At 53.1% G+C, this 623-nt stretch carries 2 protein-coding genes; both read left to right on the top strand.

Annotation, left to right across the window (positions count from 1 at the left end; genetic code table 11):
* Window positions 1-35: 35 nt before the first annotated feature.
* Window positions 36-332, top strand: coding sequence for a DUF4406 domain-containing protein (locus tag ACWWFX_RS25405; RefSeq protein ID WP_473225117.1), 297 nt, complete (start codon window positions 36-38; stop codon window positions 330-332).
* Window positions 329-520 carry a DUF1382 family protein gene (locus ACWWFX_RS25410; protein ID WP_094166988.1) on the top strand — a complete coding sequence of 64 codons (192 nt, stop codon included), beginning with the start codon at window positions 329-331 and terminating at the stop codon, window positions 518-520. The genes ACWWFX_RS25405 and ACWWFX_RS25410 overlap by 4 nt, the downstream gene beginning before the upstream one ends.
* Window positions 521-623 lie beyond the last annotated feature (103 nt).

Below are 623 nucleotides of genomic sequence, written 5' to 3' on the forward strand. Positions count from 1 at the left end.
ATTGGTCGCCTGCATGGGCGGTATGGAGTGGAGTCATGAAGATTTACATCGCCGGGCCCATGATCGGCCTACCTAATTTTAACCGCGCCGCTTTTAACCATGCGCATTTTCATCTCTGGTCGAAAGGCCATATTGTTCTGAATCCCGCCCGTCTACCAGATGGATTAACCCAGGGCGAGTACATGGACATCTGCCTGGCGATGCTTCGCTGTGCTGATGCTATCTACATGCTTGAAGGCTGGGAGCACTCCGCTGGTGCCCGAGCGGAGAATGCGTTGGCCGAGAAGCTTGAAATGGAAATTATCTCCCAGGAAGAGGATCGCGCCGCATGAACAGAGCCGCACCCGTTGATTTGAGGAAAAGCCTGGAAATCGCCAATAACCTTGCGCACATCGGGATTCGTTTTGTGCCGATCCCGGTGGCGACCGAGGAAGAATTCCAGACGTTGGCCGCCGAGCTATCACGACGGCTTGAGCAGATGGCAGTCGAAGCCGAAAAGAATGAAGGCGGTGCAGCATGAAGGCACTAATAACCAGGTCGCTAAAGCGGCCTTTTTTATTGCTGGCATTCACCTTCAACCGAATTAACCGACAGTTCATGGAGCACTGACTATGACACCAGAT

The organism is Pseudocitrobacter sp. 2023LY-00077 (assembly GCF_055796175.1).